Below are 16165 nucleotides of genomic sequence, written 5' to 3'. Positions count from 1 at the left end.
CTTAAAGTATAAAACAATTCTGCTAAATATGAAATCCACACTCAATCAAATCGAATACATAAAAAACAATGGCTACTCTTTAGATTTTTCAGATGTTTTTAATCATGCTTTTGAAAATTATAAAAAAATTGCCGTTTATGCAGGGCTTATTTTATTATTCTTTTCTATAATTTGCTTTTTTCTTGGTGGAGGAATATTAATTTCTTTATATGGAGCTGAACATTTCAACAAACAATTTTTTGAGAGTTTGCAGCACAAACAGCCAGAAGGAACAACTTTACTTATTTATACATTTGCAATCACTTTTGTAACTGCTATTATGAGTCCTTTTACGGCAGGTTTTTTAAAAATGGCAGATAATGCCGACAAGGAGGAATCGCTTAATTTCTCTACTGTTTTTACTTATTACAAAGCTCATTATTTTGGACGTCTTTTTATTTCTACCTTATTGATTGGTTTAACCAGCGGACTAATTTCTGTGGCTTTCAATTTTATTGGGATTACATTTATTGACAGTATTTTTGCCATACTAATTTCATTATTTACATCCCTGACAGTTCCGCTTATTATTTTTGGAAATTTAAATATAACAGATGCAATAAAATCAAGTATTGTGATTGTTAGCAAGCAACCACTTATTATAGCTTTATTATTTATTGTAGCCGGAATAGGTTCTGCAATTGGTTTTATTGGATGCTGTATTGGTGTTGTATTTACAATTCCCGTTACTTATTCTGTAAAATATGCGATATACAGTGCTATTATCGAAATAGAAAGTCCCGATTCAATCGATTCAATTGGCCAGTCAGATCCGGAATAAAACAAGATCATTTAAAACCAATACTCAAATTCTATGGTATCCAGCTATAGTTTTTTACATTTTTCGGTTACGGGGATTACCTTTATTGGCAGTGCCCTGAAATCATTTTGGATAAACTATATTGTTTTTAAATCCAATCTTATTTTCTACAATAGTCCTAAATTAATCATGTTAGAGTTATGCCTGATTGCTTTTATAGGATTACTGGTTTATCAATTTTTTAAAATCAAAACCAAAATTGGTTCTTTCATCGAAAAAAACAAAGAAAAAGAAGTTTCACATAAAGAATATCAGCTATATCTTTTGTTTTTTAGTATTACTATTATTGTAATCGAAATCATTAATGAAATTTTTAAAATAAGACCGCAGAGTCTTTTGTATGTCAATTTATCAATTGGGTTTTCGATATTATTATTTTATTTTTTATCGATTAAGATCGAATATTTAAGAAGTAAAATTTCAATCGTTTTTATTTCCGTATTTTTATTATTCACAGCCTATATTGCCCGAAACATTATCATTCATCCTAATGATATTGTACCAATTATTGCCTTTTTGATCACCTTTTATTTCTCTTACAGCGTTTTGAGACCAATAAAAATTTATTGGTACTTCATTACCGGAGCATTCATTTTTCATATCATTAACCTGGCTTTTGATTTCATTCCTATAAAATCCTCTGTTTTACTCATCACCTACTGTCTGGTGATTTTTGTTATTAATCAGGTTAAATATGCTATCTTTTTAAATACTCGTGATAATTTCAGATTTACAAATGAAATAGTTCACAAAGGAAGCTCACTTACCCTTGCCTGTAACAAAAAAGGTGAACTGATTTTCTGTAGTGAATCTATCACTGAAATATTAGGATATTCAACCGAAGAAGTTATGGGAATGGGGTTTTGGAACCTTACTGAAGATCCTGATTTTATTGGTGATCTTTTTTTTGATGACTATCAGGATAATATTTTGTACACCCGAAAATTAAAATGCAAAAACGGCGAATACAAATACATTCAATGGAAAGACAAACGTTTTTCTGAAGATTTAGTTATTGGAATCGGACAAGATATTACAGAGCAGGTTAAAATAAAGGACCAGTATAAAAACCTGATTCAAACAGCGGCAGATATTATTTTTGAAATTGACACCGAAGGCAATTTTACCTTTATAAATGAATTTGCTTTTTCTGTTTTAGAATATACCGAAAAAGAAGTCATTTCAAAACATTATGCTAACTTCATTCACCCTGACTACCGAAAAAAGGTTGCCGATTTTTATAAAAACCTTGAAGAAAAGGAATTTAACCATGATACTATTGAATTTCCTATTCTAAAGAAAAAAGGAGATGCTATATGGATTTCACAAAAGGTAATTATACGCAAAAACGATTTAGGACAAACTATTGGCTTTGCAGGTATAGCAAGGGATATTACCGAATTGAAGAATAATGAAAATGAAAAAAGAGTCAGACTTGAAAAAATTGAGTCTTACAACAATTCCACCAAAAAATTATCTACCACCGACTTTAGTCATTATGACAACTTAAACAGCGTAATTGATTTTATCATAGAGGAGGCCGCTGTTTCAAAAGCAAACAGAATCAGTTTTTGGAAATATTTAAATGATACCATTGTCTGTAAAAATCTTTACAGTAAAGATAAAAACGATTTTTATTATAAAAACATTCTTGATAAAGCCTCTTATCCCATTTACTTCGAAACCTTAAAAAATAAGGCAATCATAAATGCAAGCGATGTTTTTAATAAATTGGAAACCTCTGAGTTTCAAAAAGGCTATTTCATCAAAAACAAAATACTCTCCATGTTGGATGTCCCTATTTTTTTTAGTGGAAAATTGGCCGGGGTAGTGTGTTTTGAGAGCACTGAAGAAAAAAGAGAATGGGATAATGAGGATATTAATTATGCCCGTACCATTTCAGATGTTATATCGCTTGCAATCTCATCGCAAATGCGTTTAAAAGCAGAACGGAAACTTGAGTTCAAAAGTCAATCACTATCTGCATTGGCCCTTTGTACAGAGAAATTTTTATTAAGTAAGACTACAGAAGAAATGTTTCAGGAAACCTATAACATTATAGGAAAAGTTGCCAATGCAGACCATATGTACTATTACGAAAAAGATTTCGAAACCAATACTATCAGCCAAAAATACAAATGGTCCAGACAGGAAGATCCGGATGAAAACATCATTCTTCAAAAATTTACAGAAACTGATCTACAAGAGATAATTGAAAAAGCACAAAACAAGAAAATCCTAAACACACTGACCAAACAACTTGAAAACACTTTTTTTAAAAACTTACTTCTCACAAATAATATAAAATCGATATTAATCCTGCCTTTGTATGTTCATGATGTTTTTAGCGGATTCATTGGGTTTGATGACTGCCATAATGAGCACAGATGGTCTGAAGAAGAAATTTACATTTTCCAAACCCTTGCCAATAATATTTCATCTGCTTTAGAAAGAAATCGTAATCAGACTAAAATTATCGAAAGCGAAGAAAAGTTTAAATTAATAGCTAATAATATTCCCGGTACAGTTTATCTGTCAAAGTTTGATGCATTTTCCACGAAAATATTTGTGAATGACCAAATTTCCAATCTTACAGGCTATTCAAAAGCTGAATTCCTTGAAAATAAACTTTCGTTTTTATCCCTCATACATCCTGATGATAAAGATGAAGTTATTGACAATCAATTTCAAAATTTAAAAAATGGAAAAGCACTGCACAACACTTATCGAATTAAGCGAAAAACAGGAGAATATATATGGATTGAAGAATTTGGAGATGTTATTAAAAAAGGAGACGAAATTGAATTTGTTGGTGGAATTTATTTTGACATTACCAATAAAAAGCAAACAGAAGATGCCATAAAAGCAAAACAACTTGCCGAGGCTGCTAATAAATCAAAATCGGATTTTCTTGCTAATATGTCACATGAAATCAGAACACCCCTTAATGGCATTATTGGTTTTACGCACCTGCTTATGAAAACTGAACTTGAAGAAATTCAGGAGAAGTATATGACCACAATTAATCAGTCGGCACATTCTTTATTAGAAATTATAAATGATATTCTTGATTTTTCTAAAATTGAAGCAGGAAAATTAGATTTATTTATTGACCAATATGACATTAATAAAATATTAGGGCAGGTATTTGACCTGATCCTATACGAATCCAACTTAAAAAACCTGAAGCTTGAATTAAAGATAACTCCTGAAGTACCCCAATACATCTGGACAGATATTGTAAGGCTCAAACAAATTTTAATTAATTTATTATCTAATGCCGTAAAATTCACACATCAAGGTTCTATTACACTTAATGTTTCTGTTTTAGAAAAAAAAGAGAATGACATCTGCATCATTAGGTTTTCTGTAGTGGATACCGGAATTGGAATTTTAAAGGAAAACCAGAAGAAAATTTTTAAAGCATTTTCGCAAGAAGACAGCTCTACAACCCGAAAATTTGGAGGAACCGGTTTAGGGCTAACCATTTCCAACCAGTTGCTGGCACTTATGGAAAGCCGTCTTCAGCTTAAAAGTAAAATAGATGTGGGAAGTAATTTTTATTTTGATTTGACCCTTAAAACCAGTAATAAAAACACCATCGAAAAGTACACCGCTGATTATGGAATTTTGAATGCCCAATCTGTCTTTTTACCAAACAACACTTTAAAAAACAACTTTACTTTTTTAATTGTGGAAGACAATAAGGTAAATATGCTGCTCTTAAAAACGATTATCAAAAACTTATATTCCAATGCCTCAATCCATGAATGTGAAAATGGTTACGAAGCTGTAAAAGAATTTGAAAAGATGAATCCCGACATGATTTTTATGGACATACAAATGCCTATCATGAATGGTTATGAAACTACATTAGCAATACGAAACTCTGCAAAAGGGAAACAAATCCCTATTATTGCTGTGACTGCCGGTACAGAAAAAGAAGAACGGAATAAATGTATCGCATCAGGAATGAACGATTATATTCCAAAACCAATCATGAAAGGTGCTGTTGAGGAGACCTTAACAAAATGGTTAAAATAATTCGCAGTTTTTATTAGCCATTTATTTAAAAAAAATATAAATTCGTGTTAACCAAATCCCAATTAACTTAAATACATTATTTTATGAAATGGCTAGGCAGAAGACAAAGTGACAATGTTGAAGACCGACGTTCAATATCGGGCGGCAAAGCAGTTGTTGGGGGCGGTATTATTGGTATTATTATTTTATTAGTTAATGTTTTTGGAGGAGAAAATGCCAAACTTATTACTCCAGTGCTCGAGCAGCTACAGGGAGGCCAACCCCAGACAGAAACAGCCGCACCACTTAGTGCTGAAGATGAAGAAATGGGAAATTTTGTTCGCGTTATACTTGCTGATAATGAGGATATCTGGGGGAAAATATTTACTGAAAACGGCATGACCTATAAAGCACCTAAACTGGTTTTATTTAGAGGCTCTGTACAAACAGCTTGTGGAGGAGCTTCCTCTGCTTCCGGACCTTTTTATTGTCCTGGCGACCAGAAAGTATATATGGATCTTGCTTTTTTTGAAGAGTTAAAAACTAAATTTGGGGCTAAAGGTGGAGATTTTGCGATCGCTTATGTAATAGCCCATGAAATTGGTCACCATATCCAGACCCTTCTGGGAACCTCTGAGCAAATGCGTCGTGACCAGGAAGGCAAGAGTGAAGCGGAAGCCAATAAACTTTCTGTTGCATTAGAACTACAAGCAGATTTTTACGCGGGGGTGTGGACACATTATAATAAAGAAAACCTAGATACCGGCGATATCGAAGAGGCCTTAAGTGCTGCTAACGCTGTTGGCGATGATGCCATTCAGAGCAAAATGCAGGGGCATGTAGTACCGGATTCTTTTACCCATGGTACATCTGAACAAAGAATGTACTGGTTTAAAAAAGGATTTACTACCGGTGACATTAAAAAAGGTAATACTTTTGATGAAATATAACCTCTTTAAAACCAACCAATAATTAACCGGAAAGCATGATTTTTTAAATCATGCTTTTTTTTATAAGAACAAAATCTATTTTACAAATTGCAAAATGGATTTTCAACAGTTTATTTTTTTTAATACTTACAAATTAGTTTTCTATAAATAATCTATATGGAAATACGTTTGAAGATTTATTTATTAAGTTTTTCATATAGCTTTCACACAAATAATCCCATTCTGTTACAGATAAGGATTCTTTTTCTATCTGATTCGTTTTTATATGAATATCTACAGTACGACTAAAACCGGCTTTACTTGAAATCTCTTTTCGGGTTCCTTTTTCAATTTTAACGTCATTGATATAACTTTTAAAATGATTAAAACTAAATGCTTTTATATCTGCAAAAGTCACTATTCTTCCTCTTGTCAATAAAGCATTTCGGTATTCTAAAATTCTGTCTTTATTGTTTTGTTTGTTTGTTCCTCCTACTGTATTGGTAAGTAATATTGTTTCCTTGCTCATAAAAAACAAATCATCTTTGGCTTCCAAAACTGTCCCGGCTTTAATATCATTACCGTCCTCTGCACAAGTTGACCAATAACTGATTGTAAATGTTTTCCCTGAAGATTCATTCACTTTAGGTTTGATCATTAAATAAGGATCATTGTTTTTAGAAAAATTACTTTCTTTGGCTTGCTGTTCAACAGAGGCCAACAATTGATTAATTTCTATCAAAGAACTATTCATAAAATCTTTACCCAAACCTGCAAAAGAAGAACTTTCATCTTTTAATAAATCCAATACATTCTGAAGCAGTTCTGAAGCTGATCTTGAATCAAATCTTGAAACTCCTCCTGAACGTAATACTGCATTTCCTTCTTCGATTACACCATCACTAAAATCCTTAATTTCATAATGATTAGCATATGTATCCACAACCGCATCTACATCCAGATAAATATCGTTGCCTGTGTCTAATGCTACGTACGACAAAAATCCTCCAAGAGTTTTGTTTATAACATGACGCTTTTTATTAATTACCGGAAAACAATTTGCCGTAAAAGAAACATTATCTAATATTTGAGGAATTAAAGATTCCGGAAAAACCATTTTTATCCAAATAACAGGATTTCCGTTATGCTTCGTTATATTCTCAAAAAACTTATATTCAGGATTATATTCGTTTATTTTTTTATGTTTTAATACTCCTTTTAGCGTATAAAAATTATCAAAATAAAACTCATTCACTTCCTGCATCAATTCACTCAGGTGCGTATAGTTGCGGTTTATTATGTTTTCGATATCAAGACTGTTTACCGGAACATTATACCCCTCTTTTACTTTAATTTCTATATCATCATGATAGCATTTCATTTGCTTTAGATAATAATGAAACATTTCTTTTTGGTGGATATTTTTAATATCAATGTATAGCATCAAATCCTCTAACTCAAATACATTGGCATCTTTTAATTCGATACCCAAAAATACCTCTCCGGAGGGCAGTGAATGTTTGTAATCTCTAACCGCATCTTTATAAAACAGATTAGAAACCTCATACAGATTTCTTTCGTACGCTACATATCTAACCTCACAAGAAGATAATTTTACTTCCAGGGTTGGCGAAAGAACAATTTCTTTAGTAATAGGTGCCAAAGGATTATAAATATTGTGCAGCCTTCTGCTCACCGTCATTTGGTTCTGCAGAGAAATTTTCATATTATTATCTATTGGCAAAGCATACATGATTGCTCTGGCCGGTTTAGCACCGGCAGCAACTTCAGGAAACATAATTTCCAGAACTCTTTCGACTACCCGTGTTTTAGAATCTTCAAGTTCGTGTGCCACTTTTTCTAATTCATACGATAATGCATTTAGCATCATGGACACAACAGGATCAAATGAAGTTTCCATCTCAACATCTGAAAAGCCCCACGATCTGGCCGCTCTTTTTAAAACTCTGTCTTTTATTCGTTCTTGTCTCATTATTGTTCGTTGAAATCTGATATTTTTTATAATTTTCTAACCCCTACCTGTAATCTGCACTTTAATTTTTAATTATTTTTTGAATATTATCACTGGCTATTAAACAATATATTCAATGTCCTTCCTAAGTTTACCTTACTATTTTTAAGTTAAAACACAAACTTCTTTGTCCTAATGTAATTAAGTTTATCTCATCAAAACCTAATAATACTGAGTATCAGCAAGCATATAATTAAATATTCGTCTTGATTATTAATAATTGAACTTGCAATATTCTTTCTCTGTTCATCACAAGCCTAAAAACGTGTACAAAAAATATTGTGGATTATCCGAATCTTGAAATACCGCACATAAAACAAACCAATACACTATAGCTATAACCAATGCTATTAAAATAATTATTAGAATAGCGAGTAACCAAATATTCTTAATTTTTTTTATTAAAAAATTAAGAATCAAAAATGAAAAAGTAGGAATTAAACCACCAACTATTCCGATATTAATTGCAATATTCATAATGGATTGAGTATCCATGGCTGATACATCTGATAAAAGATGATCGGAAATATACCAATAAGTAATACCTATGTCTGAAATGATTAAAATTAGAGTACTATAGAATATTAATTTGTAAATCGTTTTCATAATTATTTCTGTTTATAACCTAGGTTTATACCTGAACTAAATGAACTTCTTAATTTTTCTTCCACTTCTTTCCAAAATTGGGTATGGCTTAATCCATGCGAAACGGTTGCTAAATAAGCGACACTTCCTGGTATTGGTTTAGCTTCCTCTTTTTTCTTTTCTTCAACATCCGTCCCTTGATTAATTGCGTTTAGCATTTCGTTGAATTTTTTTCTTGATTCTGTTTTAAATGCTATAGAACTATCTTTTTTTTCGGTTTTAACCTCAACAGGTATATCTTGTTTGGCAATTAAATCTGCATTATAATGTTTTATTAAATCTATTTTTCCTTTTTGTGGATCGAAATTTTCAAAATAAAATTTCATTTTTGCAGACCCATTGATTTTTTTTATTCCATTTCCCCCCACAATCAGATTGCATTCTATAAACTATTTTTGATTTTTTAATATCAATAATTACACAATTGTAATTTTCATGTAAAACACTATCATTCTGCACGTATGCATAACCTTTAATGATATTATCCAGAACAAAGTATTTTTTATTTTTTGAAATATTTATTTTTGCTCCACTATAATTGTTTTCATCAAAACCTGAAACAGTTTTTAATTTGCCTTTGTATAATATTCTAGGATTTGAATACAAATTATAGTCTTTATTATATTTAAGGAAGACTAATTCATAGTCACTACTTATTCTTTGCGAAAGAACATATTTAGCTACATCTTTTTTTTGTGAAAATAAAAGATTTGAAAGTAACAAACATATTGTTAAAAAAAAAGTTTTTTTATCATAATTTAGATTTTAAATCATTATATCTTTTGGTTGCACTTGTCATAGTATAAGCCCCTTCACCTCTTAATGGTCCATAAATATCTAATATTTCATCTTCATAAGTTGAAAAATTGGCACCCCACTCTGAAGGTGTTTTTGATACTTTCAGATTTTTTTTTTAAAAAAGAATCTAAAGCTTCTCCAAAACAATCATCAACTTGTCCAGGTCTATTAACATCGTTATCTAAAACTAAAGCTTTTCCTAAGTTAGAAGTAACAAAAGCCGATATTTTTAATGAGTAGCCAACCGGTTTTTTTTTCTAATGAACTATTTAATCGCTTAATAAAATCTTTTATTTGTATAGTTTGAAAATCATTATCTTTCATTAAACTTATAATTGGTTCTATGGGTTCGCAATTAACTTTTGTTTTAAATCTACTTTTTTGAAAACCTTCACGAATTTTATCCTTAAGCTCCTTACCTGATAAATCTTTATATGTCGCTTCGTATTTATAACTAGTGCTTATTACATTTCCCTTTTTGTCTTTTTTTTCCTTTTTTTCTTCAACAACTTTCCAGTTGCAGTTTTCTAAATATAATATATATTTATCAGGATATGTTTTTTTGAATTCCCAAAATTGAATAGGTAATTCACCATATCCATCAGGATTAATAGTCTTTTGCATAGCACCGGCTGTTAGAATTTCACTATCATAAGACTGAATAGAATCTAGCTTACCTTCATTTTCTGACATTGCTATTAAAATTGCTTTTTCATCTGGTGTTACACTACTATTTCTTATCAAATCATCCTATTTAGGAAAATCTTTTAAAGGTAATTCACCCCAATAAGCTGGTCCATATACACTTCCATATCTAGTACATTCAACTTTTTCTCGATACTTTTCACCGCAATTACAATATTTAACCTCTAGTCTGTCCCCATCTTTGTTTATAAATTCCTTATTTTCTTCAAAAATTTTTATTTCATACGCCGGGTCAGCATTTTCAGCTTTAAAATAAAGGAAAGCATTTTTATCTGTTCGTTTATCAAATTTATCTATCAGAGCTTTTACATCTTCTTTACTTTTGGGTTGAAGCGTAATTTCTTTAGCATAAGTATTAGGAGTAACAATTATATCCTTGTAAATTTCAAACTCAATTTTTGTTTTTTCTTCTTCTTCCACCAAGAATTTTACAGGGTTATCACAAACCGCTTCAGTATTCGTAAGTTTGTTTTCATTGATTTCAACAGATAGCTTTCCTGTTGTTCCATTGCAAGTTGCAACTACCCATACTTTTTCTTTTATCTTGGCTTTTGTGATTTTTTTGAATGAAATTGAATCTCTTACTTTCTTTTTATAAGTAATTGTTGCTTTTTCTCCTCCGTTAGCTTTTTCAAAAGTTGTTTCGGCTTCATAATTGACTAAGTCCTCCTTCTTTATTTTATGTTCTGTAACAAATCTTTCTTTTATCTTTTTTTATTTTCTTCTTTTTTTGCTATAATAATTTCTTCAGTATTTTCATAAACAGGAGTTAATATTCTTTTTGCAAAATATACAGCAGTTACTTCTGACATATTTTCACCATTCGTTACTGGTGGTTGAAATCTAGGTTTTCCGAATTCTACGTTTGCCATATGTATTTATTTATTACCTTTCATTTGATTTTTTTTATTTGAAATCAATTTCAAATTTTCTTTTGTAGCTACAATTTCCACTTTTTCGGCTGTTTCCAGAAAGATTTTACTTTCACTAATGTAGTTCCCTTTAATTCTAACATATAAATTCTTTGCGGTTTTATTGATTGCCATAAAATGATTTTTTAAAGATTAAAACATATTTGATTTTTCTGCACTGTTTACTTCAACAGTTTTTTGACTACTTTCCAGAAGCATATTTTCTTTAGTACTAAAGACACTTACTTTCTCTCCATGTTGAGTAGATTCTAATGAACTTCGAATATGTTTTTGTTCAATAATCTCCGTTTTATTATTAGCACTTTCAGTAAAATCTCCAGCTGCTGTTTGAGAAATATCGTGACCCGCTGTTTGAGAAATATCTTTATTTGCAGAATTATCAATATTTTCTCCTGCACTTAACGATATATTCTTACCTGCAGTAACAGTAAAATTACCTCCGGCATTTACTGTAAAATTCTTTGGCGCATTCACATCAATATTTCCCTGACCATCCATTTTCCAGGTATTGCCACTCGGGTCTTCAATTAAAATACTTCCTCCACCGTCATTCAAAATAAATTTGATTCCTGAACGGGTATGAATCGCCTTTACATTATTTTGACCATCTGCATAACCGCTAGACTGGCTTCCATTATACTGCGTTCCCAAAACATACGGATTCTGTGCATTGCTTCCTTCAAAACCTACTAAAACCTCTTCACCAATTTCGGGAATAAAATAAAATCCTTTTCCTGAGCCTGAATGTGGCTGTATCATTCGTAGCCACTCGCTTGAATTGTTTCCGCCTGCCCAGTTGAATTGCACTTTTACACTTCCTAATCCTTTTGGGTTTAAATAAAGTTCGATAGTCATTCTGTGTTTTATATCTACTTCTCCAACAATAGCATTTCTATACACTTTTTTATCATCATCAGGAACAAGCCAGTTATTTATTTAATACTTTTTTAATAAACTTATCTAGTTCTTTTGATTCATAAAAATTAATACAGTTACAAAAAACAATGTTTTTATCACCTGTTTCAAAGTGTAAATTATTCTTTTGAGAATAATACTTCTCAGTTACAGAAATAGTATAATTTATTATTCTATTCTTTAATTCATCATCTTCTAAAAAATTGCCATCAATTGATATCTGAACTGCTGAAGCATCTTTATAAATTTTATAAAAAGTTGAATCAATTTTCTGATAATTATAATCTAAACATTTACTAAAGGCATATTTTTTTAATTCTATAACCTTATTCTGTCCTAGACATTTTAGTGAAATTAACAATATTAACAAGATATAATTTGCTTTTTCTGTTTTAGTTCCCATAATTTTATCTCATCAGTTTGTACAACAATATTTTTTTTCTTAACAGGATGATATACCTCATACTTCATATTAAAATAGTAATATTCACTTAATGGATCATCGTGTTGTGCTCCACCAGGATATATTAAATTCTTACCATCCCATAAAGTAAAATGTCCTGAGGCATTCCCCCAACCAGAAACTTTAAACATTATGATTCCTTTAAGTTTTTTTAATTTATCCCAATCTGTTATTGACAAACCTACTTTCTTTTTTGGAGTGTTTATTTATTGCGCCTTCGCTACTTGTCTCAATTCCTTTTACTGCAACTTCCTGTCGTTCTTTGGCACTATGCGATTCTAAATTACCTTCAATATTTTCCATAAAATTCCCAGTAACATTCAACATATGATCACCACCAACATTTGTAGAATACAACATGCCAACCATAGTAGTTTTATCAACTCCTGCACTTTCACAAATATTCATAGCCGCTGATGAATTGATGTTTTTTCCAACTGTCATAGAAATATCACCACCTGCATTTATAGTAAAATTCTTTGGCGCATTTACATCAATATTTACCTGACCATCCATTTTCCAGGTATTACCACTCGGGTCTTCAATCAAAATACTTCCTTCACCATCGTTCAAAATAAATTTGATTCCTGAACGCGTGTGAATCGCCTTTACATTATTTTGACCATCCGCATAACCACTGGTTTCACTGCCATTATATTGTGTTCCTAAAACATACGGATTCTGTGCATTGCTTCCTTCAAAGCCTACTAAAACCTCTTCACCAATTTCGGGAATAAAATAAAACCCTTTTCCGGAATACTCTTAATTTTTACTTTTTATAATCATTATTCCTCCTGCCAAAATTTGACATCTGGTTTTATTAGTTTTTCCCTGCCTTCCCATTTTGGAAACTTGAATACTTTTGGAAGGGAATATAAAATATGATTTTTTATATTTTTATTTTCAATATCATCTGAGATAAAATCTAATAATTTTGTTTTTTTATTCTTTCCAGTAAGCCAAACTATTCCTTTAATACTCTCTTTTTTAGCTCCTATAACTATTCTGTTGTAATACTCTTTTTTACCTGTAATACTATCAGTATATCCCAAATTCATTAAAGACTGTAAATTTTGCGGCATTACTACTTCGGCAAATAATACCTTATTCGTTTTTTTCGCTCTCCATTTTAAAGTAATTTGTATGGGAATTTTTCTTTTTCTTATTAAATTATTATTATCTAGAAAATGTATATCATCCCATTTAAATAAATCAATAGTTGATTCACTTTCTTTTCCAGTAAATGACTGATACCAGCTTCCTTCTTTTGTGCAAAAAGTTGTAATTAATGGTTTTGTATCCTCTCCTTCACTTGTAAAACCAACATCGTAATCATATTCATTTTCTCCTTTTTCCCATACCAAATAAGGAATACCGTGTAAATAATGAAAGATGTTATATTCAGTATTTTTATATTTTGAATTCTCTTTTTCATCACCCCAATACTTATTATACTTTAGATCATTTTCTTTCCATATCCCTTTATTTTGTGCTTTAAATTTTGCAACTTCTGTTAATACACTCACTGCTCGCATCCAAACGGTTATGTTACCCCCCGGAGCAGTACCTACAATTATTAAACTGTAAGGACGAACTGTACCGTCAGTATCAGTAACAGGGTTTCGAAATAATTCAAGCATTTTTTCTCGTGGAAGTTTAAAATTACCTTCATAATAGTACCTGTCTGTTCCACAAAGCCATTCTACATGCAAACTATCGGGAACTTCATCGGGTTCACTACCAGTTGCATACCCCCCGGAAGTTTCTCCCCATCCAGGTTGAATTCCAATATTTGATGCCGCACTGTGAACCATTTTTCCTTTATAAAAAAAACGTACAGAAGGAGAACTTGAATAAAATTTTGGTGCTGAAAGACCAATTTCCCAATCAAATTTTTCTTTGGGCTGGCAGGAAACTAATAAACCAAAAAAAAGAAACAGAAGCCATATTTTATTTGTTTGCATATATTTCTCTTTTATAATTTGCTGTATCTCCTTCTATCTTGTATTTAACAGGCTGGTTTACAAAAGCTACACTACTTAATATATGATGATCACCTGTTGCAATATCTATAAAATCGTTTTTTAATCCTCCATAATGGGCTGAAAGATGAACGTATTTGTTTCTTAAAGTCGCAAACATATTATTGCCAGGAAATTGATAAGTACCACCTTTTTGCTCTTTTATTACTTTTTTCATCAAGTCTAAATATTCAACCAATATTTTTTCTGAAGAAAAATCATACTCTTCAGGTTCTGATACTTTTAAACCTTTTGATTTAGCTTCATTAACATCTTTACAAAACGGCACTTTATTTTCAATTGCTTTTTCAAGCATCATATTCATGGGTACCAGACTGTATTTGTTGCTAATGTATCTGGAATCTTTAATGACAAAATGATCTGATTCTTTATCCATAATAAGCGGCCCTATTTTTGGGTCATATATTTGTGGTGCCTTATTGTTGTGATAGAAATCAGGAACTGTCCTAACTTCCATTTTACCATATATTGGAAAAACACCATACATTTTACCTAAAAAAACTGTTTTTTCATAATGATCATAAGTATTAATAAATTTAATTTCCTCTTCTTTACAAAAATAGTTATTAATATAAAACTGCCTTATTTTTTCTTTTTCTAACATGGTTGTTTTATCATTAACCGCTAAGTCAAAATAATCTATCACAGGCTCATACTTATCCAATTCGGCATAGCCTCCCCCTATATCTGAATGAGCCCCTATAAGTTTTATAGTATAGCCAGTCTCCATGGGCGTTGTAGCAAAATTTTCTCTCCATTCATCATTGGCAACTATATGGAAAGCAGATTGTATACCTAAACCTGAAATATTAGTTTTTACCTTATCTAAACTTAGCTGAAAAATTGCCGGTAGCAAGCCGAATATAACAGAAGCCTTGTAACCTAAGTTATCTTTTACAACCATATCAGAAACGACAGTATCGAAGACACCTAAAAAACGAATCTCAATGGTATAAGTTTCTGCTGCCGGTTTGATATTGTTTTTTGCAAGCATACTGCCCAAATAACCTCCTGCATGTTTTACCACTTCTGTTTCTGTAGGCGATAAAATAACACCTTTTGAGTCATAAGGATCTTTGATTCTTTTCGCCTGTATTTGTGCTTTTTCTTTGACTTCATTACAAAAATGCCTTGCTGCTGCTGCGCCACGGCTAAAGCCAAAAACATCAAAGACAATTTTATTTACTTTTTTGCCTTTTACACTGTTTTTAATTTGCTCCTCAACCACTTTTTTTATTCCTTCTTCGACTCTCCCCAAGATACCCCATGATCCTCTCGCTAAACCTGATCCCATAATATCATCCGGTTCTCCTTCTTTAGTACCAATACCCTCAACATATTGTTTAAGTATTAAATAATTACCTCCTAATTTATCATCAAAATCCATAGACTTTTGTTGATACAACTGAAACAGTTTAGCCACATTAGAATAAGGATTCCAATAACTATCCCTGTCTGTAATATCAATAGTTTTTGTTACTGTGTTGCCATTTTCTAAAACAGTGACTTTGTGTTTTGACTCTTGTGGTATGTCTTTTGATTTGATCATACCATCTTGTAATTTAGTATAGTACATGGAATCAGAATTTCCCATATTATTCCCTGTACCGTCAAAAAACATACCTATATACACATTTACATGATCATCTTTATCAAAGGTTTCTAGTTTTAATTTCTCTGGTTTTACATCTAGTTTAACACCGTCCTGCTCTCCAACTGTTTTTATTTTTTTTGCATTTGTAATAATGCTTCCATTAGAATAAAAAGTGATTTTACCATCGGAAGTAATTTGTGTTTTACCACTTACATTTCTCTCTTTCAT

The 16165-nt window shown here is 31.2% G+C and carries 17 protein-coding genes; 3 read left to right on the top strand and 14 right to left on the bottom strand.

What is annotated here, in order from left to right:
• Positions 1 to 28: 28 nt before the first annotated feature.
• The 3 genes from BXU10_RS05925 to BXU10_RS05915 all read left to right on the top strand — a co-directional run bounded on the left by BXU10_RS05925 (position 29) and on the right by BXU10_RS05915 (position 5832).
• The gene (locus tag BXU10_RS05925; RefSeq protein ID WP_078226531.1) at positions 29 to 820 is read left to right on the top strand and encodes a hypothetical protein; all 792 of its coding nucleotides are present in this window, start codon (positions 29 to 31) and stop codon (positions 818 to 820) included.
• Between the two features lie 33 nt (positions 821 to 853).
• Entirely contained in the window at positions 854 to 4903 is a 4050-nt protein-coding gene (locus BXU10_RS05920; protein ID WP_078226530.1) for a PAS domain S-box protein, read from the top strand.
• An 83-nt stretch (positions 4904 to 4986) separates the two neighbouring features.
• Entirely contained in the window at positions 4987 to 5832 is an 846-nt protein-coding gene (locus tag BXU10_RS05915; RefSeq protein ID WP_078226529.1) for a neutral zinc metallopeptidase, read from the top strand.
• A gap of 133 nt (positions 5833 to 5965) precedes the next feature.
• On the opposite strand, the gene BXU10_RS05910 is transcribed toward BXU10_RS05915, so the two are convergent.
• The 14 genes from BXU10_RS05910 to BXU10_RS05850 all read right to left on the bottom strand — a co-directional run bounded on the left by BXU10_RS05910 (position 5966) and on the right by BXU10_RS05850 (position 16165).
• On the bottom strand, positions 5966 to 7804 hold the full coding sequence (locus BXU10_RS05910) for a type VI secretion system baseplate subunit TssF (protein WP_078226528.1): 1839 nt from the start codon (positions 7802 to 7804) through the stop codon (positions 5966 to 5968).
• Between the two features lie 288 nt (positions 7805 to 8092).
• Positions 8093 to 8449, bottom strand: a complete 357-nt coding sequence (locus BXU10_RS05905; RefSeq protein WP_078226527.1) for a hypothetical protein — start codon at positions 8447 to 8449, stop codon at positions 8093 to 8095.
• Positions 8450 to 8451: 2 nt separating this feature from the next.
• Positions 8452 to 8814, bottom strand: coding sequence for a hypothetical protein (locus BXU10_RS05900; RefSeq protein ID WP_078226526.1), 363 nt, complete (start codon positions 8812 to 8814; stop codon positions 8452 to 8454).
• Entirely contained in the window at positions 8798 to 9211 is a 414-nt protein-coding gene (locus BXU10_RS05895; RefSeq protein ID WP_078226525.1) for a hypothetical protein, read from the bottom strand. Before BXU10_RS05895 ends, BXU10_RS05900 begins: the two co-directional genes overlap by 17 nt.
• A 279-nt stretch (positions 9212 to 9490) precedes the next feature.
• Positions 9491 to 10030 (bottom strand): hypothetical protein, encoded by a 540-nt coding sequence (locus BXU10_RS05885; RefSeq protein ID WP_078226523.1) that lies wholly within the window; start codon positions 10028 to 10030, stop codon positions 9491 to 9493.
• A 6-nt stretch (positions 10031 to 10036) separates the two neighbouring features.
• A complete protein-coding gene (locus BXU10_RS05880) occupies positions 10037 to 10411 on the bottom strand; it encodes a hypothetical protein (protein ID WP_123921957.1) in 375 nt (124 codons plus the stop codon).
• Positions 10412 to 10695: 284 nt separating this feature from the next.
• Positions 10696 to 10863, bottom strand: coding sequence for a hypothetical protein (locus BXU10_RS24960; protein ID WP_189328061.1), 168 nt, complete (start codon positions 10861 to 10863; stop codon positions 10696 to 10698).
• A gap of 6 nt (positions 10864 to 10869) precedes the next feature.
• Positions 10870 to 11037 carry a hypothetical protein gene (locus BXU10_RS24955; protein ID WP_189328060.1) on the bottom strand — a complete coding sequence of 56 codons (168 nt, stop codon included), beginning with the start codon at positions 11035 to 11037 and terminating at the stop codon, positions 10870 to 10872.
• Positions 11038 to 11055: 18 nt separating this feature from the next.
• Positions 11056 to 11823 (bottom strand): phage baseplate assembly protein V, encoded by a 768-nt coding sequence (locus BXU10_RS05875; protein ID WP_078226521.1) that lies wholly within the window; start codon positions 11821 to 11823, stop codon positions 11056 to 11058.
• A gap of 28 nt (positions 11824 to 11851) precedes the next feature.
• Positions 11852 to 12241, bottom strand: coding sequence for a hypothetical protein (locus BXU10_RS05870; RefSeq protein WP_078226520.1), 390 nt, complete (start codon positions 12239 to 12241; stop codon positions 11852 to 11854).
• Positions 12202 to 12480, bottom strand: a complete 279-nt coding sequence (locus BXU10_RS05865; protein WP_223255392.1) for a T6SS effector amidase Tae4 family protein — start codon at positions 12478 to 12480, stop codon at positions 12202 to 12204. The genes BXU10_RS05870 and BXU10_RS05865 overlap by 40 nt, the downstream gene beginning before the upstream one ends.
• On the bottom strand, positions 12458 to 12874 hold the full coding sequence (locus BXU10_RS05860; RefSeq protein ID WP_078226518.1) for a hypothetical protein: 417 nt from the start codon (positions 12872 to 12874) through the stop codon (positions 12458 to 12460). The genes BXU10_RS05865 and BXU10_RS05860 overlap by 23 nt, the downstream gene beginning before the upstream one ends.
• A gap of 212 nt (positions 12875 to 13086) precedes the next feature.
• Positions 13087 to 14265, bottom strand: a complete 1179-nt coding sequence (locus BXU10_RS05855; RefSeq protein ID WP_078226517.1) for a DUF2931 family protein — start codon at positions 14263 to 14265, stop codon at positions 13087 to 13089.
• Positions 14252 to 16165 carry a DUF2235 domain-containing protein gene (locus tag BXU10_RS05850; protein WP_078226516.1) on the bottom strand — a complete coding sequence of 638 codons (1914 nt, stop codon included), beginning with the start codon at positions 16163 to 16165 and terminating at the stop codon, positions 14252 to 14254. The genes BXU10_RS05855 and BXU10_RS05850 overlap by 14 nt, the downstream gene beginning before the upstream one ends.

The organism is Flavobacterium sp. LM4, assembly GCF_002017935.1.
Taxonomy (GTDB): Bacteria; Bacteroidota; Bacteroidia; order Flavobacteriales; family Flavobacteriaceae; genus Flavobacterium; species Flavobacterium chungangense.
The sequence above is the reverse complement of the archived record's forward strand: the minus strand, read 5'-3'. Positions and strand labels throughout refer to the sequence as shown.